Source organism: Pedobacter ginsengiterrae (assembly GCF_039537385.1).
In the GTDB taxonomy this organism is placed as follows: domain Bacteria; phylum Bacteroidota; class Bacteroidia; order Sphingobacteriales; family Sphingobacteriaceae; genus Pedobacter; species Pedobacter ginsengiterrae.
Genome location: NZ_BAABAK010000003.1, coordinates 352,113 through 374,654, shown reverse-complemented (window position 1 = coordinate 374,654; position 22,542 = coordinate 352,113). Strand labels below are relative to the sequence as shown.

At 37.0% G+C, this 22,542-nt stretch carries 12 protein-coding genes; 9 read left to right on the top strand and 3 right to left on the bottom strand.

The features are described 5' to 3' along the window. Nucleotides 1-21 precede the first annotated feature (21 nt). The 4 genes from ABD692_RS03780 (at nt 22) to ABD692_RS03765 (ending at nt 6,372) form a co-directional block, all read left to right on the top strand. Entirely contained in the window at nt 22-1,146 is a 1,125-nt protein-coding gene (locus tag ABD692_RS03780) for an endo-1,4-beta-xylanase (RefSeq protein ID WP_344765045.1), read from the top strand. A gap of 1 nt (nt 1,147) precedes the next feature. Continuing rightward, nucleotides 1,148-4,009 carry a glycosyl hydrolase 115 family protein gene (locus ABD692_RS03775; protein ID WP_344765043.1) on the top strand — a complete coding sequence of 954 codons (2,862 nt, stop codon included), beginning with the start codon at nt 1,148-1,150 and terminating at the stop codon, nt 4,007-4,009. A 29-nt stretch (nt 4,010-4,038) separates the two neighbouring features. Next, nucleotides 4,039-5,139 (top strand): glycoside hydrolase family 43 protein, encoded by a 1,101-nt coding sequence (locus tag ABD692_RS03770; RefSeq protein ID WP_344765042.1) that lies wholly within the window; start codon nt 4,039-4,041, stop codon nt 5,137-5,139. 207 nt (nt 5,140-5,346) lie between these two features. Continuing rightward, nucleotides 5,347-6,372, top strand: a complete 1,026-nt coding sequence (locus ABD692_RS03765; protein ID WP_344765041.1) for a LacI family DNA-binding transcriptional regulator — start codon at nt 5,347-5,349, stop codon at nt 6,370-6,372. 904 nt (nt 6,373-7,276) lie between these two features. Here the strand turns inward: ABD692_RS03765 and uxuA are convergent. Then, on the bottom strand, nt 7,277-8,446 hold the full coding sequence (gene uxuA / locus ABD692_RS03760; protein ID WP_344765040.1) for a mannonate dehydratase: 1,170 nt from the start codon (nt 8,444-8,446) through the stop codon (nt 7,277-7,279). Between the two features lie 252 nt (nt 8,447-8,698). Here uxuA and ABD692_RS03755 point away from each other — a divergent pair, with 252 nt between their 5' ends. The 3 genes from ABD692_RS03755 to ABD692_RS03745 are packed head-to-tail and all read left to right on the top strand — an operon-like array spanning nt 8,699 to nt 15,299. After that, nucleotides 8,699-11,782, top strand: coding sequence for a SusC/RagA family TonB-linked outer membrane protein (locus ABD692_RS03755; protein WP_344765039.1), 3,084 nt, complete (start codon nt 8,699-8,701; stop codon nt 11,780-11,782). Between the two features lie 26 nt (nt 11,783-11,808). Then, a complete protein-coding gene (locus ABD692_RS03750) occupies nt 11,809-13,617 on the top strand; it encodes a RagB/SusD family nutrient uptake outer membrane protein (RefSeq protein WP_344765037.1) in 1,809 nt (602 codons plus the stop codon). A gap of 23 nt (nt 13,618-13,640) precedes the next feature. Next, nucleotides 13,641-15,299 (top strand): endo-1,4-beta-xylanase, encoded by a 1,659-nt coding sequence (locus tag ABD692_RS03745; RefSeq protein ID WP_344765035.1) that lies wholly within the window; start codon nt 13,641-13,643, stop codon nt 15,297-15,299. A gap of 294 nt (nt 15,300-15,593) precedes the next feature. On the opposite strand, the gene ABD692_RS03740 is transcribed toward ABD692_RS03745, so the two are convergent. Next, on the bottom strand, nt 15,594-17,513 hold the full coding sequence (locus ABD692_RS03740) for a sialate O-acetylesterase (protein WP_344765033.1): 1,920 nt from the start codon (nt 17,511-17,513) through the stop codon (nt 15,594-15,596). A gap of 7 nt (nt 17,514-17,520) precedes the next feature. Continuing rightward, on the bottom strand, nt 17,521-19,137 hold the full coding sequence (locus ABD692_RS03735; RefSeq protein ID WP_344765031.1) for a GH35 family beta-galactosidase: 1,617 nt from the start codon (nt 19,135-19,137) through the stop codon (nt 17,521-17,523). A gap of 132 nt (nt 19,138-19,269) precedes the next feature. Between ABD692_RS03735 and ABD692_RS03730 the strand changes: the two genes are divergently transcribed. Together ABD692_RS03730 and ABD692_RS03725 are read left to right on the top strand one after the other, a co-directional pair. Beyond that, nucleotides 19,270-20,910: a glycoside hydrolase family 43 protein gene (locus ABD692_RS03730; RefSeq protein ID WP_344765029.1), complete on the top strand. Its 1,641-nt coding sequence runs from the start codon at nt 19,270-19,272 to the stop codon at nt 20,908-20,910. Nucleotides 20,911-21,049: 139 nt separating this feature from the next. Continuing rightward, entirely contained in the window at nt 21,050-22,528 is a 1,479-nt protein-coding gene (locus tag ABD692_RS03725) for a xylulokinase (RefSeq protein ID WP_344765028.1), read from the top strand. Nucleotides 22,529-22,542 lie beyond the last annotated feature (14 nt).

Here is a 22,542-nt window from a genome sequence, read left to right as displayed (position 1 = left end):
CTCAAAAAATAACCAAATATTATGAGCAGTGGTTCTAGATTTTTAAAATTTATGGCGTCGGTGTGGATTTATTTAATCCTTTCAGGTGTCTTCTATACTGCTCAGGCTCAGCAATTAACTGGTGAACCTGGTTTGGGTAATCAAGGGCTGAAAGATTTTTATAGCAATTATTTTCCAGTTGGCGTAGCCGTTGGTTTGAGAAATCTAAGAGGAGATGAATCGGTATTAATCAAAAAACAGTTTAATAGTTTAACGGCAGAAAATGCAATGAAAATGGCTCCTTTACAACCAAAGGAAGGGGAGTTTTATTGGAAAGCTGCAGATTCGATCGTAAACTTCGCCATTAAAAATGGCATCAAAATACGTGGGCATAACCTTTGCTGGCACCAGCAAACACCCGATTGGATGTTTAAAGATGGTGATAAACAAGTATCTAAAGAAACCTTACTCAAACGTTTAAAAACACACATCAATACAGTTGTTGGTCGTTATAAAGGAATATTTTACGCATGGGATGTAGTGAATGAGGCAATTGACGATAATCCTGCAAATTCCCTGCGGAATTCTAAATGGTTCGAAATCTGTGGAGAAGATTTTATAACTAAGGCTTTTGAGTATGCGCATGAGGCAGATCCTGGAGCAAAACTTTATTATAACGATTACAATAGCGAATTACCCGAAAAACGAGAACGAATTTATAAACTTCTAAAAAGCCTTAAGGATAAAGGTGTACCAATAGATGGCGTGGGCTTACAAGCGCATTGGTCGTTAAAGTCACCAACAGAAGCAGATTTACGCACCGCTATAGAAAGGTATTCAGCGCTGGGTTTAAAAATTCAGTTCACAGAGTTAGATATTTCCATTTATCCATGGGAAAAGGATAGAAGAGCGAAAAGGCCTGGCGAGTCAGATCAATTTACTGCCGATTTGGAAGCCAGACAAGCGGCAAAGTATGCCATGGTTTTTAATGTCTTCAGAGCATATAAAGATGTAATTACCAATGTTACTTTTTGGAATGTTTCCGATCGCCACAGCTGGTTGGATGAATATCCGGTCATGGGAAGAAAAAATTACCCTCTACTTTTTGATGCTAATCTGCAACCAAAAAAAGCTTATTGGGAAGTTATCAATTTTAAAAGCAAATAATATGAAGAAACTTAGCCTGTTAATTCTTTTAGTCAGTTTTAAAGCAATTGCTTTTGCAGCAGGTGCAAATCCATTTGTAACAAAAGTTTATACACCTGGAAGTTTTCCAATTGCGAAAAAAGGCAAAGTTTCATCTATTTTGGTGAGTGGTAATGACTGGCCTGGGGTAATCAGAGCTGCTAAAGATCTTCAGTTAGATATAGAAAAGGTTACAGGTGTTAAGCCAGATTTTGTAGCCGATAAAAAATCGACAATGGCCATTATAGTTGGTACGATTGGAAAAAGTGAAATCATTAATCAACTTATAAGAGCAAATAAAATTGATGTGGCTGGCATTGCAGGGAATTGGGAAAGTACCTTAATTCAGGTGGTAAAGAACCCAGTTGCAGGTATAGATTCGGCGCTGGTTATTGCAGGGAGTGATAAGCGTGGTGCAATCTATGGTATTTACGAGCTCTCTACTCAGATTGGGGTTTCACCTTGGTATTATTGGGCTGATGTTCCCGTAAAAAAAAGTGAAACACTTTATGTTGTTGGTGGTCGACATGTAATTGCATCGCCAGCGGTAAAATACAGAGGCATATTTTTAAATGATGAAGCACCAGCTTTATCGGGTTGGAGCAGAAAGGAATTTGGTGGTTTTAATAGTAAATTTTATGGGAAGGTTTTTGAGTTAATTTTAAGACTAAAAGGCAATTATTTATGGCCTGCAATGTGGGGAAGTGCATTTAATGATGATGATAAAATGAATCCCGTTTTGGCTGATGAGTATGGAATAGTAATCGGTACTTCGCATCACGAACCCTTAACCAGAGCCCACGATGAGTGGAAGCGATACAATGGTGGGAAATGGAATTACGAACAAAATCCAGCGCAGCTAAGAGCGTTTTGGGAAAGTGGCTTAAAGCGGGTGGCGGGTAAAGAGCAGATTATTACCGTTGGTATGCGTGGTGATGGCGATGAGCCTATGACAGAAGGAACAGCAACTGCTTTGCTGGAAAAGATTGTTAAAGATCAACGGGAAATTATAGAAAAAGTTACAGAGAAACCAGCAGCTGAAACGCCACAGCTTTGGGCGCTTTATAAAGAGGTTCAAGCTTATTATGATAAGGGCATGAGAGTACCCGATGATATTACTTTGCTGCTTTGTGATGATAACTGGGGAAACATTAGGAAATTGCCAAAGTTAAACGAAGCACCAAGAAAAGGTGGTTATGGCATTTATTACCATTTTGATTATGTAGGCGATCCTAGAAATTATAAGTGGATTAATACCAACCCCATTCAAAAAGTTTGGGAACAAATGCATTTAGCTTACCAGTACAATGCAAATCAAATCTGGATTGGTAACGTTGGCGATTTGAAGCCTATGGAATTCCCAATTTCATTTTTTCTGGATTACGCATGGGCTCCAGATGCCATTCCTGCAGAAAAACTGAAACAGTACACCATTGATTGGAGTGCTGAACAGTTTGGAGAACAGTTCGCCCCGGAAATTGCTGACATATTGGATCGCTATTCGAAGTATAACGGCAGGATAAAACCCGAACTGCTTTCGGATAGTATTTATAGTTTAATAAATTATAATGAATTTGAAAACGTGGTTTCGGATTATAAAGATCTGGAGCAGAAAACCAGCCTGATTTACAGCCAAATTCAAGCGGACCAAAAAGATGCATTTTACCAATTAGTTATGCACCCGGTAGAGGCCAGCGCAAATTTATACGAACTATATTTTAATGTAGCTAAGAATAAACTTTATGCCAGGCAAGGTCGGTTTTCTGCAAATGCCTTCGCTGATAAAGTGAGTGTGTTGTATAAAAAAGATGAAGCCATAACGCATTATTATAACAAAATCTTGGCAGGTGGTAAGTGGGATCATATGATGGATCAAACTCATATAGGCTATACTTATTGGCAACAGCCTGAAAAAAACAGTATCCCTAAAACCATTACCCTTGCCTATAAAAGTAATTTGAATAAAGCGGAAATGGGTTTATCAATTGAAGGTAGTGATTCATCGTGGACGGGTAAATCAAAAGTTAATTTTACATTGCCTTCTTTCGATTATTATAGCAATAAACCTCACTATTTCGAGCTTTTTAACAAAGCTAAAGGCAGTTTCAGTTATGAAATAAAATCATCAGCATTTGTAAAAATTAAGGAGGTAAAAGGAACTGTAAATGATCAGAAGCGCATTTGGCTGAGTATTGATTGGGACAAAGCTCCTGCAGCAAAATCGCAAGCTTTTGTTACGGTTTCTGCAAGCGATGGTTCTAAAATCACGATGCTGTTAAATGTTGATAACAGACGGTTTGCTGATAAAAATATAAATGCCTTCTTACCAGATAATGGTTATATCGCAATCGAAGCACCTAACTATACCAAGGCTGTTGGCAGTAGACCCATCTTCTGGAAAAACATTCCAAATTATGGAAAAACCTTGGGTGGTATGATGCCAGTACCTGTTACTTCATCTACTCAAAATTTAGACCCCAATACACCACATTTAGAATATGATATTTACCTAAATGAAACTGGAACTTTTGAACTGAATAGTTTCATATCTCCAACCATAGATTTTACAAATGGAGATGGATTGAAATTCGCTGTTTCTGTTAACGATGAAGCCCCTGTTGTGGTAAATATTAGTAGCGATTATAAGACTGAAACGGCCTGGAGAAAATCTGTAGCTGATAATATTAAAATTTTTAAAACACCATTAAAATTTAGTCGGACAGGAAAACATACCTTGAAATATTGGATGATTAGTCCAGGTGTTGTGTTGCAAAAATTAGTTTTAAACCTTGGCGGCTTAAAACCTAGTTTTTTAGGTGCGCCAGAAACTTTTGTATTGAAGTAAAATAATCCATTTATAAATCTGAAAATAAGATGATGAATAATTTTAAAAAACTATCTGGCATAGCAATAATTATGGCTGTTGCTGCAACCAGTTCTTGCCAGCAAAATACTGGAGCTAAAAACGAACTGAAGAATGATATGGTTAAAAAATCGAAATTTCTTAGCGAACCTTTAATTAAAGAAATTTATACGGCTGACCCCTCAGCTCATATTTTTAACGGTAAAATATATATTTATCCTTCTCACGATATAGAATCGGGTACGCCAGAGAACGACAATGGGGATCATTTCGATATGAAAGATTATCATATTTTAAGTATGGATAGTATCAATGGTAAGGTTACCGATCATGGTGTGGCACTTAGTGTTAAAGATATTCCATGGGCAGGAAGGCAACTTTGGGCGCCTGATGTTGCTTTTAAAGATGGTACTTATTACCTGTATTTTCCAGTTAAGGATAAAAATGATATATTCCGTATTGGTGTTGCAACATCAAAGAGCCCAGCTGGTCCTTTTAAGGCAGAACCAAAACCTATAGAAGGTAGTTTTAGTATTGATCCTGCTGTGTTTACGGATACTGATGGCAGTAGTTATATGTATTATGGTGGTATATGGGGAGGCCAGCTTCAACGCTGGAATAATGGGAAGTATGATGCGAACGGCTCTAAAACAGATTCAGGTAAAGAAAATGAGCCTGCATTGACGGCAAAAGTTGTTAAGTTGAGTAAAAATATGCTGGGCTTTGATGAGGCTGTTAAAGATGTTGTAATTTTAGATGCTGCGGGCAAACCACTGTTAACCAAAGATCATGACCGTAGATTTTTTGAAGGCGCCTGGATGCATAAATTTAATGGGAAATATTATTTCACTTATTCTACCGGCGATACTCACTTTCTGGCTTCAGCAATAGGCGATAGCCCTTACGGGCCTTTTAAATATCAGGGTACATTTATGAATCCGGTTCAAGGATGGACAACCCATCATTCTATTGTAGAAGTAAAAGGTAAGTGGTATATTTTTTATCACGATACCCAACTATCAAATAAAACGCATTTGAGAAATGTGAAGGTTACCGAACTGCGCCATAAAGACGACGGCACAATTGCGCTAATCGATCCAATTAATAAATAAAAAAAATCCTGCTCCATTTACAAAACGAGCAGGATTTTTTTTAGAGCACTTTGAGGGTTAACCAGATTTTATTTTAGGAAGAATTCTCTTTTTTGAGCTAAAAAGAATTTCATCATTTCAGGTAAATACTTAAATTGCCGAAACAAGCTGTTAAGTTATATCTAACTTCATTGTCTTATTAGGTAACTTTGCTCATCACATTTAAATTTGAAAAAGAAAACAACCATATACGATATCGCAAAAGAGCTAAACATCACAGTTTCTACTGTATCAAGAGCTTTGAGTGGTTTCCCTGCGATAAGCGATACGACTAAAAAGGCGGTTGTGGAGATGGCTAAAAAACTAAATTATAGTCCAAATAAGCTTGCTTCTGCATTAAAATCTGGTAAAACCCATATTATTGGTGTAATCGTACCAAGTGTAGAGGCGCATTTTTTTGCATCGATTATTCACTGCATTGAAGACGGGCTAAAAGACAGTGGTTACCGGGTAATTATATATCAATCAAACGAATCTGTTGAAAATGAAATTAACGGGGTAAGAACTTTACTTGAAGCTCAGGTTGATGGGATTATGGCTTCTATGTCTCTGGAAACTGAAGACGTTTCACATTTTGCCGAAATTATTAAACAGAATAAACCTTTAATTTTATTTGATCGGGTTAACGTAGATTTAGCCGTACCTACAATAACTTTGGATGATTTTAAAGCAGGTTATCTGGCTACGCAACATTTGATAGACAGAGGTTATAAAAAAATTGCATTTATCACGACTATTCATCAAATTAAAATTTTTAATGACAGGCTTAAAGGTTACAAGGCTTGTTTGCAGGATAATAACTTGCCAGTATTAGATGAGCATATCGTTTTTGGTGGCTTATCCATAAAAGATGGCAGATTTGGTGCAGGTAAACTGATCAGAAGTGAGCATAAGCCAGATGCAATAGTTGCTGGCGATGATTTTACGGCATTGGGTGTAATTAAAAAACTTAAGGAAATTGACGAAACACCACCCGAAATAGGTGTTATTGGTTTTGCTAACGAAGCTTTTTCGGCCTACATAACACCGAATTTATCAACGATAGATCAGCACGCACCGCAAATTGGTTCCGAGTGTGCAAAAATGTTTCTAAAAATGATTCAGCAGGAAAATCCTTATGAAAATATAGAACATATTGTACTTGACCCAACCGTTGTTGCCCGGCAATCTACTGATAAAAATCATCAAGGGTAGCTTTAAAAAACTTCTATAAGCAATTTTACTAGAAATCTTTACTATCTATATTGTTAATTTAATCTTGTGTCGATAAACCAACTGATTTGGTCCCATTGTACTAACCCTTATTAATTTTCAAACAACTAGTACTTTCGATAGCGCTAATGAACGATTTCGTGGGCAATAATATGTTCATGCCGAATCTAGATTCAGCTTGCTAGTCAGAATTCATCACGGCAACAAGTTTATGGCTGAAATTATTGATTTGCGTAGCATAAATTCTTGAAGTGATCATTTCGACATGGAATCTTTTGATCCGTTACACTGCAATCCCCAGCCAGGTTAGGGCATATTTATTGTTTAACTAACCACTACAGTATTTAGGGAAACTGAAGTAGTAAATGCTTCGAATAGGATTTTTTTTTATCCATAGCCAAAACTCATAGTGCAAATATTTAATGCTAATTCGAATAAAATTTACAAACCAATCAAATTTTTAATGCTAATTAAGATTGTTTTACAAATTTTTAATGTTAAATACTCGATCGGATCGTTATAATCTTAAACTAAGCATTACGCATCTTTATAACAGCTTATTGTATATAATCATTTGTGCGATGATGCAAGTCAAATTAGGAAATAATATTTTTAACTTGAGAAAAAGAACTCTTTTGCAGAGCGCCTTTTGTAGAGTTGCTGTCGGTTGATATGATTGGTAATTTGCAATTGCTTCCCGAGGCGTAGATTATGGGGATTGTAATTCTTCGTCACTTTTGGTGAAATAAAGGGGTTCAGTTGCAAGCATGATCCTATAACAAAATCAAAACATCTTTAAAATCAAATTTCCTTCGAGTGATAATTAACTTTTTTTTTATTTCATCAAAAGTGACGAAGAACCAACGACGCTTGAATCTCCAGTTAATTATTTGAAAATACTTTTTTGTATGCCCATTTCTAACCCACGTATCTCTGCAAGGCCTTTTAACCGCCCAATAGCGGAATAGCCAGGATAAGGATTCTTATCTAAATCATCAAGCATTTGGTGTCCATGATCCGGTCGCATCGGTATTGCTCTATTCTCTTTGTGCATTAGTTTAACTGCCTGGGTAACCAAAGTAAACATATCTGCATTTCCTTCTAAATGATTAGCCTCGTAAAAATTCCCTGCATCGTCTCTTTGCGTGCTTCTTAAATGAAGAAAATATATTCTCGAACCTAATCTTTCCATCATGCCAGGTAAATCATTGTCTGGTCTGGCACCGAAAGAACCGCTGCAAAAACAAAGGCCATTTGATTTTGCAGGAACTTGTTCTATAATGAAACGGGCATCTTCTTCGGTACTCATTATTCTTGGTAAACCTAGTATTGGGTAGGGTGGGTCATCAGGATGGATAGCCATTTGCATACCGTTTTCATCGGCTACAGGCGTAATCTCTTGCAGAAAGTGAACCAGGTTCTCTTTTAGGTTACTTCTGGTAATTCCCTTAAAGCCATTAAGCAAGTTTAAAACCTGCTCAGGGGTAAAGCTATCCTTACTGCCTGGTAAGCCCTGTAAGCAATTGCCCATTAACTTCTCCCGCTCTTCAGGGCTAAGCTTTTCAAAATGAGCGGTTGCGTGCTCTACTTCGGTTTTAGAATAATCAGCTTCGGCGTTTGGTCTTTTGAGTAAAAACAAATCAAAAGCAATAAAGGCCGATTTTTCGAAGCGCAGGGCTAATGCACCTGTTTGGGTTTCGAACTTTAAATTTGTTCGCATCCAATCTAAAACGGGCATAAAATTATAAGTAATTACCTTAATGCCACATGAGGCAAGATTGGCTAAACTGATCTTGTAATTTTCTATCCAAGTTTGATACTGGCCTGCTCGTTTTTTAATATCCTCATGAACGGGCAAACTTTCTACAACGCTCCAAAACATTCCGTATTTTGCTATTTCGGCTTTTCTTTTTTCTATTTCAGCTATGGGCCATATTTCACCAACTGGAATATGATGTAGCGCCGTTACAACACCTTGGCAGCCTGCTTGTTTAATGTTGGTTAAGCTTACAATATCTTCTGGTCCATACCAGCGCATGGTCTCAATCATTTTCATAGTAAAAAACTCTATTTATTTAGTTTGTGCAATCGGTACAGCGTAAAAATACACCATTTTTTAGTGTTTTATAAGCGATTGTAAAAATAATTGAAAATATTTTATGCAATCGGTTGCAAATTGATTTTTTATTTCTACATTTATCATAACCAAATATAATTACGCACCATTCTTTGTCTCTAACTAGGCGAACGGGTGCTTAAGATTATTTAAAAACTACGGCTAAAAGCTGTGAATTAAATTGAACCTTTTATGAGAAAACCCAGACAAAAAATCTTTTTGCAGCGTATGGTTGTTCTGCTACTTCTGCTAGGACTAACTCCAACATTGCTGTTCGCACAAAACATTTTAAAGGGGAAGGTTGTAGATGAAAAAAATCTTCCTTTACCAGGTGCAGGCATTAAACTTAAACTTTCAGGTAAAAGCACCTTAACATTAGACGATGGAAGCTTTACCATCAGTGCGCCTACGAATGAAAAGACATTAATTGTGTCTTTTATAGGTTATCCATCGCAAGAAATTGAAATTAAAAATGGTGTGTCGAGTTACAATGTTGTGCTAACTCCAGATTCGAAAAACCTGAATGAAGTTGTTGTAATCGGCTATGGTACTCAGAAACGTAAAGATGTTACGGGCTCTGTTGTATCTTTAAGTGGTGCGGCAATTAAGGAAGTTCCCGTAGCGAATATTCAACAGGCATTGCAAGGTAGAATGGCGGGGGTAGAAGTTCAGTCGGTGGGTACCAGGCCAGGTTCTGGAGCTCAGATTAGAATTCGAGGAGAAAGATCTATTAATGCATCAAACGACCCTTTGTTTGTTGTAGATGGGATACCTTATGGTGGTACATTAAATGATATCAATCCAGATGATATTGCAAGTCTTGATGTTTTGAAAGATGCATCGGCAACTGCAATTTATGGTTCGAGAGGTGCAAACGGGGTGGTTTTAATTACAACAAAGCGAGGAATTGCTGGTGATACAAGAGTTTCATTTAATACTTATTATGGCGTGAGTAAAATTACCGATAAGTATAATGTTTATAATGCAGATCAATATAGAGCACTTCGTGATTATTCTGTTTATAATCAAGATTACCTGGCTGATGAGAAACAGGGTATTGCGACTGGTAGAAATACAGATTGGCAGGAATTACTCTATAAAGATGGTTACATGACTGACAATAATCTGAGCATTTCAGGTGGAAGCGATCAAAGTCAATTTTCTGTTGGCGGAGGTTATTTCAAACAAACTTCGGCTTTGCCAAGTCAGGATTTTACGAGGGCATCATTAAAAGCAACAGGCGATTTCAAAGTAGGTAAACGCGTAAAAATTGGTTTCAATAATTTAACCAATTATAGCATTACTAACGGTTCGCAATTCGGGCTAAATGTGTTTCCGTTGCTGGCTTTGAGTCCGTTAACCTCGCCATACAATACCGATGGAAGTGTAAATATAAAACCATCAGGTAATCTTGATGACTTAAATACAACCTATAACCCACTTATGTTATTATCTAATAATAATCAGTGGGTAGATCGGGTTCGACGTTTCCGTACATTTAATAGTCTTTATGGAGAAGTTCAGATTATTGATGGGCTTAAATATCGCTTAAATGCAGGTTTAGATTTTAATCAGGAAGAAGGAGCGCAATTTAGAGGAACCAACAGTTATTTCAGACCAGGTTTAGGGAATACGGCATCTGTTAATAACGGAACTGGAACAAAGTACTCTTTAGATAATTTACTTACATACGAGAAAACCATAGCACAGAAACATCGTGTTTCGGTTACTGCTTTATTTGGCTTTGAACGAGAACAATACCACAATACATCGGTAAGTAAGGATTCAATTACTGCTGATTTTGTACAGTTTTACAATCTTGGTCAATCATCTGTTGGTCCTGTTGCCATTTTAGGTGGAAGTGAATCTTCAGCAACATTGATTTCCATGATGTTAAGGGCAAATTATGTTTACAATGATAAGTACATGATTACTTTAACAGGTAGAAGAGATGGTTCATCACGTCTTGGTGATGGAAATAAATGGAAGCAATACCCTGCTGTTTCTGCAGGTTGGAGTATTACGAACGAAGATTTTATGAAGAACCAAAAAATTGTTTCGAATTTAAAACTTCGTGCTGGGTTTGGTGTTACCTCAAACCAGGCAGTGCCTGCATATAGTACTTTAGGTGGTGTGGCTTCGAATAGTGTTCGATATAATTATGGGCCATCATCGCAAATTGGTTATTATGTAACTAAAATTGTAGATCCAAAATTGGATTGGGAGTATACGCGGACGACAAATATCGGTTTAGACTTCGGGATATTAAATAACCGTATTACTGGTAGTGTTGATTGGTATACCGCTAAAACAGACAAACTTTTATACGGTGTTCCGCTACCGCCTACATCAGGAATATCAGAACCTTATTTGACCAATATTGGTAACGTAACCAATAAGGGATTAGAGGTAGCCCTATCAAGCCAAAATGTTAAAACCGATGGTGGTTTTTCTTGGAGCACGGATCTGAATTTTTATTTCAATAGAAATAAACTGGTTGCCTTAAATGGTAATATTACTCAGGTAACGAATGCGCAATTATTTGTTGGACAGCCTTTAACTGCGATTTTCGATTATAAAAAATTAGGTATCTGGCAAACAAGTGAAGCAGCCGAGGCGGCAAAATACGGATTTGTTCCAGGTCAGCTTAAATTAGAAGACCACAACGGCGACGGCAAATTAACCGTTGATGATAAATATGTTATCGGTAATGCCCAGGCAAAAATTCAAGGAGGTATAACTAACCGTTTCAATTATAAAGGTTTCGATTTCTCTTTTGTAGTTTATGCTCGTTTTGGTGGTACATTAATAAGTCAGGTGCACCAACCACTTGCGGGCTATTTAACAATTAATGATGGTCGTAGAAATCAATTAGCTGTTGATTATTGGACACCAACAAATCCGACAAATAACTTCCCATCGCCAAATGTTTCAGGAGGACAAATTACTTCAGCTTTAACTAGTGATGCGTGGTCTACTTTAGGTTATTATGATGCCAGCTTCATCAAAGTAAGAAGCATCAACCTTGGTTATTCCCTAAGTAATAAACTTGCGAATAAATTGGGTGCACAAAAAATTAAGGTTTATATAGCTGCACAAAATCCATTCATTTTATATTCTCCATACGTTAAGGCTGGTGGTTTAGATCCAGAAGCTACAGGAACTGGAAACCAGGGTGTTTCAAATCCAGGAAATATATCAAACAGAGCATTAACAATTGGCGCTACAATACCACCAACGAGAACTTTCCTGGCTGGTTTAAATGTTACATTTTAATAAACCTCAGTCATAATATTACAGATATGAAAACAAAATATTTTATACTCGCGGCATTTCTTTCGGTGGTAATTACGCTTGAAGGATGCAAAAAAGCACTAGAAGAAAAACCTTATACAGCCTTTACTACAGAATATTTAAGAACACCTGAAGGCCTGCAGGCTGCCATGACATCTGTATATGCAGGGATGCGTTACGATTTTGGACCAATTGGTGCGGTTCTATTGGCTAACATGGGTACTGATGAATGGACCTTTGGTGATCAGGGGAATTCTGGGCAAACCCTGGAATTGGGTACTTACCAAATTCCACCTACAAATGGTGCTATTTTAACACCATGGAATAGAAATTATTCAAATATTAATCTTTGCAATTTTATTGTAGATAATGCACCGAAAGTAACAATGGATAATGCGGCACGTAATGTTATTGTTGCTGAGGCCAGATATTTGAGAGCACATTATTACTTATTGTTAGTTGAGCAGTTTGGCGCAGTTCCATTAGATTTAGGATCGGGCGATCTGGTTTTTACAGACGTGGCCTATTACGGCTTTAATCGCTTGCCTTTCACTGACATTTTAAAGAAAAACTATCAGGCAATGGTTAACGACCTAACTTTTGCAAGTCAGAACTTGCCAGTTACCAGGCCAACAAATGCCTTTAAGCTGTCGCAAGCTGCTGCTTTACATTTACTTTCGAGGGTTTATCTCTACCGTGGTTATTCTGATGTAAAAGAGGCTACAGATTTCAATAATGCTTATAAAACTGCGATGGAATTAATCAATAATAAAGCAAAATATGGTACTGATTTATTACCAGATTATAGTCAGGTGCATAAACAAGGTAATGATTACAACAAAGAGGTTTTGTATTCAGTAGAACGTTTAGCTTTAAATAATTCGAATAACGAAACTACAAGTCCAGGCACCGAATTTGATGGTAAAGTAAATCTTGCAAACAATTTATTTAATGCCAACTATCAAAATGCGATTACGGTTGGGGGTGTATCACTTATTGATGATCGTCCTTTACAATATGGTCGTCCGTTGAGACAATTGGCTCCAACGCCTTATGTTTTTAATAAGGTTTTTGCAGAGAAGACTAATGATAGCCGTTACGATGCAACTTTTAGGGTGTTATGGCGGGTAGCAACTTTACGCACTGGTGCAGATTTAGAAACCTTTAAAACTAAACTGGCAGGGGTTGGCTTTGCTTTGGGTGATACCGCAATTTATTTGGCGCCAACCGATGCCCGAGCAGCTCAGCTAAAAGCAGCAGGTAAAAAGTATAAGGTTTTGGGTCCATCAGAATTCTGGAGTAATCAAAATAAAACCAATCAGCTTTATCCAAATCTTAAAAAATACGATGACAGTGTTCGTAATAACTTTCAGGATGTTTCTGGTCGCCCGTTTATAGTAGCAAAACTATCAGATGTTTACTTAATGGCGGCAGAAGCTGCATTGCAAGATGGTCATCCTGCAGATGCAGTACCGTTGATTAACGCTTTAAGAGAGAGAGCTGCCTTCCGATCAGGTTTATCGGCAACAGAACTTGCCAGTAGAAAGGTGGCAATGGATATTACATTAGCGCAAATTAACCTTGATTTTATTTTAGATGAACGCACACGAGAACTATGTGGTGAAAGCATTCGCTGGGCTGATTTAGCTGTTCGTAAAAAGTTGGTAGAACGTGTAAAGGCCAATAATCCAGATGGAGCTACTAACATAAAAGATTACCACAATTTAAGGCCCATCCCTCAAAGTCAGATTAATAGTGTTGTCGATCCAACAGGCGATCCGAACCGAAATAAATATCAAAACCCAGGTTATTATTAGTCAAATCATTAGCGTAAATTAAAATGAAAAATAAATTAATTATCCCTGGCTTACTGTTACTAACAGCAGTTGGGATGTATTCTTGCAAAAAAGATATTTATAACGGAGCAAATAGCCTGGTTGAAGATCAATTTACAGACAACGCTGCCCCTTTAAAATCTTTAGTTTCTTTTCCAATAGGTTTAGCTGCAGAATATCCATTATCATCAACCAACTCTTCATATTGGGAAACTATAAAAAGAGAGGCTGGATGGATTACATTTGGCAATGAGCTAAAAAACAATGCAATTGTAAAAGCTGATGGAACTTATGATTTTACAACTGCCGATAACTTCTATAATCTGGCAACTACAGCAGGCATAAAAGTGTTCGGGCATACTTTAGTCTGGCATTCGCAACAAAGAGCCTCTTACTATAATAGTTTAATTGGCGGGGGTGGAAGCGGAACTGGCCCAACAAATTTAGCGGTTAATCCAGGTTTTGAAACAACCACGATAGGTACCACTGCCGAACCAGCCGATGGGTGGCAGGTTTTAAATGGCCCAGGACAATTTGTAAGTACAGCAAGTAATGTGAATACTGGCTCAAAAGCTTTACAGGTTAATGTGCCTGCGGGCGGGCAAAACTATAATACGCAATTGGTTAGCAAAGCGCAGATTGCCGTTACAGCAGGTAAAACATATACGATATCTTTTTACATAAAAGGAGCGAGTGCACAAAGCATCCAATTTGAAATTAGACCTTATTCTGGTGCTACTGCTGGTTCTGTAAATTATCAGGGAGGAAAGGCTGTAACCACTTCTTATACAAAAATTTCTTACGACTATGCTATTCCCGCAGGCGTTACTGCTATGCAATTGGCCTTTGATTTAGGTGGAACGCAAAATACACTTTATCTGGATGATGTTAGTATTACAGATGCATCGATAGTTGCGCCTCCAACTGGTGGCGCTTTGACAACGATTGTAGATAATGCGTTGAAAAAACACATCCAAACGGTTGTAGGTAGGTATGTAGGTAAAATAACAGCCTGGGATGTTATCAATGAGCCTTTCACTGATGCAGGTGAAATCAGAAACAATACCAATACGCCTGTTCCAGCTGGGCGAACTGATATTTTTGTTTGGCAAAATTATCTGGGAAGAGATTATGCGTCAAAATCTTTTACCTACGCAAGAGCCTCTGATCCAAATGCAGATTTATACATGAATGATTATAACCTGGAATCCAGCACGGTGAAACTAGATGCATTTGTAGCCCTGGCTAAAGAGTTAAAAGCTGCAAATACTGGTATTACTGGCGTGGGCACGCAAATGCACTGTAACATCAATACTTCTTACAATATGATTAATGATATGTTTCAGAAATTAGCTGCAACTGGACTGAAGGTTCGTATATCTGAATTAGATGTTAGATTAAACCCATCAGAAAAGGTTGGGGCGGTTGCTACTTTCCCTGCTTTAAGAAATCTTCAGGCGGCGATGTATAATCACGTGGTTAAAGCTTACTATAAATATGTACCAGAAGCACAACGTGGTGGAATTACGGTTTGGGGTGTTACCGATGCCGATAGCTGGATTACAACAAGTTTAGCAAAAAATGATGGGCCTCTGCTATTCGATGGCTCATACAATAAAAAACCAGCTTTTGGAGGTTTTTCTCAAGGCCTCAAAGGTCAGTAATAAAATGGTTAGTTAGTGGTTAAGGCCATTCCGAGTTCGGAATGGCCTTTTTTGTAATCTACAGATGCTTTAACTCATTTTTTAGATGATTGTAAATTCTAACACTAAGATCAACATTACAAAACCATTTTTTTTAAAGTGTCGACAACAAGTGTGGGATCTTATGGTATTATTTGAATCTTTTATTATTAAGTTTTTTAAGGATTACAATTCATAATGATTAAGAACCATTCAAAAAACAAACCAGTTCTTTTTATTGGTGAAACTAATTGGCTTCTCCATCCTATGCGATAATTATTTTATTGAAGCTTCAAAAGGTTCGGTTGGTAAACCGTTTCTGTTGTAAAGGTTTGCCCCTTCAGGATTATCAGCCCAGGCATAACGAACATAAACAGGATTGGCTATTTCTTCACTCCAAACTAAAACTTTGTTATGTTGTATTTCTGCCTTCGCCCACACAAATTTTTTGTCGGCTCCTGCTACAGCAAAGTATTTTAATGCCGAACCTGATTTAATTACTAATCCATCACCAACATTATCAAAGCTCAAAATAAGTTTATTTTTATTCAAAATTAACGACTTAAAGGTTGGTCCGCTTGAAACTGTTTTTTTATCTCCATAAACCAAATGAGCAGCCTGCAGGGCTAATCTTTTACCAATATCCTGTTTATTCAACGGATGAATATCATTCCATTCGCCTAAATCTATTGCCACTGCCATTCCTGTGTTTTTAACACTTAACAAAGCTCGTTGCTGAAACCTTAATTCTGCCCAGTTACTTTCAGAAGGCTTATCCTTAGTTTCCATAAAATTAGGTAACTGAACATAGATAAATGGCAATAATGGCTTTTTCCAGGTTGCTCTCCAATCTGCAATAAGACTCTGCATAAGCTCTACATATTCTTTAGCGTTTCCAGTATTCGCCTCTCCCTGATACCATAATACTCCTTTAATTTTATAGTCTTCTAATGGAGCAATCATTGCATTATAGAGTCCAATAGGTTTCCATCTTATAAATGTTTGCGATGGCGCAGGAACTGATTTTGCGCCTAATTTATACTTCCATTTACCTTTTAAATTGATTGTATCTTGACCCGTAATAAGTTGGTAAGCCTTATCTTCTACAAAACCACCATTGCCCGAATTATTAATTAATTTAACTGTTACGGTATTTTTACCTTCTTTTAAAACGCCTGAATTAAAAAGATACCTTCTTGGCGGATACTGATAGCTGGTAGCGCCAACAAATTCGCCATTAATAAATACAGAATCCGCATCTACAATTCTACCCAATAGTAATTTTGCGGGTTTACCAATCATCGATTTTGGAATAATAATATCCTTTTTAAACCAAACAACACCATTGGTTTTTCCTAAAGAACCATTTGCCCAGTAGCCTGGGATATTCATTTCTGCCCAATCAGAATCTTCAACATTTGCTTTCCAGTTATTCTTTATGCCTAAATCATTTGTATTTAAGTTTTTGTACCACGCATTTGATAAGCTTTGATCATCCGTTTCAATTTGTTTGATAAGCTGATCATCTTTAAATTTTTGTGCTTCTTTATAATAGGCTGGAAATTTTTCGATTGCACTTTCACTAATCCATGCTTGCGCTGGTGAGCCACCCAATGCTGCATTAATAATTCCAATCGGGATGTGGTATTTTTTATTTATATCTAAAGCGAAGAAGTAAGCAGCGGCAGAAAAATCTAAAACTGTTTTTGGATTGGCGGCTTGCCATTTTCCACTTGATAAATCATTTCTTTTTTGTTTGAAATCATATTCATCAGGGACTAAAAATTGCCTGATTTGTGGGTGGTTTGCATTGGCTATTGCCTCTGGATATTGATCAATCAGCCTACCCATTGGCAATTCCATGTTCGATTGGCCACTGCAAAGCCAAACATCACCAAATAAAATATCCTTTAAAACGATTTTGTTACTAGCTGTAAAAATCATTTCGTAAGGCCCGCCAGCTTGTTGTGGCATTAGCTTTATTTCCCAGTTCCCGTTTTTATCTGCTTTTGTATTATACTTTTTTTTGTTGAAATCTAAGCTTATGTTTTCGCTGGCCGCCGCCCAGCCCCAAACTTTAATGGTATCCGATCTTTGTAAAATCATTCCACTACTAATCAGTTTAGGAAGTTTAATTTGAGCAGATCCGTATAAGAAGCTAAAAACTAATAGAGATAATATTGCTGTTTTCTTCATCTGGAGATTATTTATAAGCGTATAGTTTTATTTTTTGAATACTAAAATTACCTTCGGGGATTCTTAAATGCCTGCCTTGATGACTTTGATCGCCATTTAAACGCAAGCCAGGTATCCATTTCCCATCCTTAAAATTACCTTCATCGATTTGCGCAATACCTGCGTTTAGATTAGCAGCTAAGGGTTTGAAAGTTGCCACTATACCAGTTCCAGCTACAATAAATTCATCTGGTGCAAGTTGTATAACCAATCCACCAGTAATCGGCCAGTTATCTTCTTTTGATTTTGGTGACCAGCCCAAATTTAAATCATGCGAGAAAGTTAAAGTATAGTCGCCTAATTTAATTTCCTGCTTGTTATCTGTTTTATCAAATAAAACACCATTTATCGTTCCTTTACCTTGGTTTTGAAGAATTAATGGGCTTAATTTATCTAATAATTTATAAGCGCTAGAAATCTCCATATTCATTTTTTCATCTCCATTTTCGATTGAGAAGGGGGAAAAGCCAACGGCGTTATAGTGACCAATAGCATTGAATGCTTTACCCGCTACGCCTTGTTCAAATTTAATCTCAGGAATAAATAGGGTGTTATTGCCTCTTACATACAAATCATTCCAGTATTTAAAATTAGGATTATAAAAATCGGGAGAAAGCAAGTCGATTTTTGGTGCACCAGCTTTCCAAACGTCAATAATGTGCGGTAACGGACCAGCACTCGGGTATTCTCCGGGTTTAGCTTCTTTTTTATAATTCAAAGCAGCATTTAAATACATTGGTAAATTATAAGCTTGTTTGCCCGCATCTGTTAGTTTGTTAATAAAATCTGCATAATACCACGCCATAAAAATTTCATCAGTGGCTAAACTTTTGCCAAAAACGCTCTCCCATGTACCTGTGGTTTGGTAACCGTTTTTGGCCCAGGCAGCTTTAAATTCTGGCATCAGGTTTTCTTTGTTTAACTTTAGGTAATTGAATAATGGCTGCGGTACAGCTTTATTAAAAGCAGATGTAGCTATTGCACTATGATCTCTGGCATCGGGTAGCATTCCTATTTCATTTTCTACCTGTATCATAATAACAGTTTGCTCTTTGGCATCTATTTTTTTAATGTAGGTCATCAAAGCTCTAAATGCTTTAATATCTGAGGTTAAATTATTTTCAGAGAAAGGACTAAGGATTTCTTGTCCGACACCATTTTTATTTGTAGCTCGTGGAAATCTTTTCTGGTCTTTTTTAACCCAGTATGGCGCATAGCAAGACATGCTGTTTTTCCAGGCGCCAAACCACAGAAATACTAACTTGATGTCGTTTTTTCGGGCATTTTGTATAAGGCTTTCAATTAAGTTGAAATCAAACTTTCCCTCTTCAGGTTCTACTAATTCCCAATAAACTGGTGCTAAAACCGTGTTTAAATTCATGGATTTTAGTTTCGGCCAAATCGGTTGCATATATTCTACAGTCGATGAGCTCGAGTTACCGAGTTCACCTGCTAAAATTAGAAATGGTTTGTCGTTTACATAAAGTTGTTTTACGTTGCCTTGAGTTTTAAAATAGCTTTGCGAAAAAGTTACCGTTGTAGTGAGCAGGCTAAGGCCGAAAATCGATAGCGCCAGTTTTTTCATATTGATTTGGTTAGGGTAAAAATGAGCTTGAAACTTTTACTAAAATAAGAAAAAAAATAGTTTCTGCAATCGGTTGCATTTTTATTTCTTTATTTATATCTTTCCTCTTCTTAACCAAATAAAATTCTTCAAATGAGAAAGTGTTTCACTCTTTTTTTTCTATGTATAGCTATAACCTGTTCTGCACAAATTAATTTGGTTAATCCAATTTTATCTGGTTTTTATCCCGATCCAAGTGTTAAGAAAGTGGGCGATGATTATTATTTAGTTAATTCTACATTTTCATATTTTCCAGGTATACCTGTTTTTCATAGCAAAGACTTAAAAAACTGGAAGCAAATCGGCAATGTTATAGATAGGCCAAGCCAAATGAACTTTTTAGGAGATGGCGTATCGCGGGGCTTATTTGCACCATCTATAAATTTTCATAATGGAACCTATTATGTAACCTGTACGTTAATCGATCGGAAAGGCAATTTTGTAGTAACAGCCAAAAGCCCATCAGGCCCCTGGAGTAATCCAGTTTGGTTGCCAGAAGTTAAAGGAATAGATCCATCTTTGTTTTTTGATACTGATAAAGCATATATTGTTTACAATAGCGATGCACCTGATAATAAGCCGCTTTATAGTGGCCATAGAACAATTCGTGTTTACGAATTTGATCCCATTACCTTAAAAGTTTTAGGTGAAGAAAAACAATTGGTAAATGGGGGAGTAGACATTAGTAAAAAGCCTGTTTGGATCGAAGGACCTCATATTTTTAAACGAGGAGATTGGTATTATCTGTGCGCTGCAGAAGGCGGAACCTCCGTTAATCACTCACAGGTAATTTTAAGGAGCAAGCAGGCAACTGGTCCTTACTTAGCGTATGAAAAGAATCCAATATTAACACAACGAGATTTAGACCCGAAACGTAAAAATCCAGTAACTTCTGCAGGACATGCAGAGCTGGTTGAGGGGCCAGATGGAAATACATACGCTGTCTTTTTAGCCGTTCGCCCTTATGAAGACGATTTTTACAATATTGGGAGAGAAACATTTATTGCTCCCGTTAGATGGGACAATGAATGGCCAATTATCAATCCCGATTTTAAAGAAATTCAACCCGTTTACAAGACATCTATTAAGGAAGTTAAAGAGTTAAACACAATTCCTCAAAGTGGCAATTTTCAATACAGAATCAAATTCGAGGATAAAATTGACCCAGCCCTACTTTTTTTAAGAACCTTAGATAAAAGCTGGTTTAAGCTCAGTAAAGCCGACGGTATAACGATGAATCTTTCACCAGAAACTTGCATGGGGACGGGGAATCCCGCTTTTATAGGGAAACGGCAGCAACATTTAATTTGTAAGGCCTCAACTGAATTAAATTTTACAGCAAGGGCTAAAAACGAAAAGGCGGGTTTATTGATTTATCAAAGTGAATTTAATTTCTATTATCTCTGCAAATCTATCGAAGGTGGCAGGCAGGTATTGCAGATTTTTAAAGGCAACAAGCAAAATAATAATATGTCTTTAATTAAGCAGGTTTATGTTGGAAAAAGCAAGATATATCTTCAAATCGAAGCAGATAAAAGTGTATGTAATTTTTATTATTCAAATAATGCCAAAGATTGGAAATTATTAGCAGGAGGCTTAGATGGGAAGTATTTAAGTACAAAGGTAGCGGGCGGTTTTGTGGGCTCATTGTTTGCCTTGTATGCCACCTCTTCTGGCTTAACATCAGATAATAAGGCAAGCTTTAAGTGGTTGGATTATGCAGGTAAAAATTAGGCTTTTTTTCTTGAATTGATGATTAATAACAATAATTGTCTGTTAGTTACGCATGATTTTTTAATAAAAAATTTGCAGTTTATAAATTAAATCTCATATTTATGCAACCGTTTGCATAACATTATAAAATTTTAACCATATGTATTTATTAGGTATCGATATAGGCACTTCTTCCATTAAGGCATCTGTTGTTGATGCAGTTACGCAAAAGTGTTTAGCTACTGTTCAGTATCCTGATATTGAAACGGAAATTAAATCCATAAAGCCTGGCTGGGCAGAGCAATCTCCAATGGATTGGTGGAGAAATGCACAACAAGCCATTTTAAAGTTAAATGCCCTGGAGTTGTTTAATCCCAAAGAAATCGTTGCAATTGGTATTGCTTATCAAATGCATGGATTAGTTGTGGTAGATAAAGAACAAAATGTATTGCGAGATAGTATAATATGGTGCGATAGCAGGGCTGTTGAATCAGGAGAAGCAGCTTTTGATGCCATTGGGCAAGAGAAATGTTTACATAATTTGCTTAATTCACCTGGTAATTTTACAGCATCGAAACTGGCCTGGGTTAAAAACAACGAACCCGAACTTTACAGTAAAATAGATAAAATTATGCTGCCTGGCGATTTTATTGCAATGAAATTTACTGGGGAGATTACTACAAGTGTTGCTGCGCTCTCCGAAGGAGTTTTTTGGGATTTTAGAAAAAATGAAGTTTCCAAAGATGTTTTAAATTTTTATGGCTTGGATGAAAGTCTAATTCCAGATATAAAACCACTATTTTCTGAGCATGGTCATTTAAGCCCTGGAATTGCCCGATTATTAGGGTTAAAAGAAGGGATTCCAGTAACCTATAAATCAGGAGATCAACCTAATAATGCATTGTCTTTAAATGTACTTAAACCAGGAGAGGTTGCCGCAACTGCAGGAACTTCAGGTGTAATTTATGGCGTTAGTGATGAATTAACATATGATCAGCAATCGCGGGTTAATACTTTTGCTCATGTAAATTATTCAAACGATGCAAAACGAACTGGCGTGTTGCTTTGCATCAACGGAACTGGCAGTATGTATCGTTGGGCTAAATATAATTTTGCGCCAAATCTTTCTTATTCAGAATTAAATCAACTTGCAGCCTTATCGCCAATAGGTAGTAAAGGTATTCGCGTGCTGCCATTTGGCAATGGTGCAGAGCGTATGTTGAATAATAAATATACTGGAGCCCAGTTATTGGGGGTTGATTTAAATTTGCATAATCAATCCGATATTTTCAGGAGCGTTCAAGAAGGAATCGCCTTTTCTTTCCGTTATGGCTTAGATATTTTACGTGAAAACGGGATGCAACCAAAAGTAATCCGAGCTGGGATGGCTAATTTGTTTTTAAGTGATTTGTTCGCCCAGGCTTTTGTAGATGTAACAGGTGTGCCTGTAGAATTATATGAAAATGATGGAAGTGTTGGGGCTGCATTAGGTGCAGGAATTGGCGCTGGTGTTTTTAAAACTGCGGAGGAAGCTTTTGCTGAACATAAAGTATTACGTTACCTCGAGCCTAAAAATTCGAATGATTATGAACCATTGTATGGAGATTGGAAAAATATATTAATTAAAGCATTAAAATAATTACAAAATATAAT

What these genes read in the sequence shown, in the direction of transcription:
- uxuA (WP_344765040.1), bottom strand. Translation starts at nt 8,446, where the DNA reads ATGAAAATGATTGAGACCATGCGCTGGTATGGACCAGAAGATATTGTA.
- ABD692_RS03725 (WP_344765028.1), top strand. Translation starts at nt 21,050, where the DNA reads ATGTATTTATTAGGTATCGATATAGGCACTTCTTCCATTAAGGCATCT.
- ABD692_RS03730 (WP_344765029.1), top strand. Translation starts at nt 19,270, where the DNA reads ATGAGAAAGTGTTTCACTCTTTTTTTTCTATGTATAGCTATAACCTGT.
- ABD692_RS03750 (WP_344765037.1), top strand. Translation starts at nt 11,809, where the DNA reads ATGAAAACAAAATATTTTATACTCGCGGCATTTCTTTCGGTGGTAATT.
- ABD692_RS03775 (WP_344765043.1), top strand. Translation starts at nt 1,148, where the DNA reads ATGAAGAAACTTAGCCTGTTAATTCTTTTAGTCAGTTTTAAAGCAATT.
- ABD692_RS03755 (WP_344765039.1), top strand. Translation starts at nt 8,699, where the DNA reads ATGAGAAAACCCAGACAAAAAATCTTTTTGCAGCGTATGGTTGTTCTG.
- ABD692_RS03735 (WP_344765031.1), bottom strand. Translation starts at nt 19,137, where the DNA reads ATGAAAAAACTGGCGCTATCGATTTTCGGCCTTAGCCTGCTCACTACA.
- ABD692_RS03770 (WP_344765042.1), top strand. Translation starts at nt 4,039, where the DNA reads ATGATGAATAATTTTAAAAAACTATCTGGCATAGCAATAATTATGGCT.
- ABD692_RS03745 (WP_344765035.1), top strand. Translation starts at nt 13,641, where the DNA reads ATGAAAAATAAATTAATTATCCCTGGCTTACTGTTACTAACAGCAGTT.
- ABD692_RS03740 (WP_344765033.1), bottom strand. Translation starts at nt 17,513, where the DNA reads ATGAAGAAAACAGCAATATTATCTCTATTAGTTTTTAGCTTCTTATAC.
- ABD692_RS03780 (WP_344765045.1), top strand. Translation starts at nt 22, where the DNA reads ATGAGCAGTGGTTCTAGATTTTTAAAATTTATGGCGTCGGTGTGGATT.